General features: G+C 56.7%; 1 tRNA gene. It reads left to right on the forward strand.

The features are described 5' to 3' along the window. The first annotated feature begins 4 nt into the window (after window positions 1–4). Window positions 5–81, forward strand: a tRNA-Ile gene (locus Q4528_RS16495). The last annotated feature ends 150 nt before the right edge of the window (window positions 82–231 follow it).

Below are 231 nucleotides of genomic sequence, written 5' to 3' on the forward strand. Positions count from 1 at the left end.
CCTTGGGTCGGTAGCTCAGGTGGTTAGAGCGCACGCCTGATAAGCGTGAGGTCGGAGGTTCAAGTCCTCCTCGACCCACCAACGCCTCATTTGCCGTAGGCAAGCGAGGTGGTCACGGAAGTGGTTGGCGCAAGCCAGTCACGTGTGACAACGTGCGTTAGCAAAATACGATGGCCTTTCTCTTCTCGACTTTCGGCATAGCCAAAAGTCTGCCAGAGTACGGTCCCGCAT

Origin of the sequence: Staphylococcus pasteuri, assembly GCF_030547725.1 — a bacterium.
Classification (GTDB): Bacteria; Bacillota; Bacilli; order Staphylococcales; family Staphylococcaceae; genus Staphylococcus; species Staphylococcus pasteuri.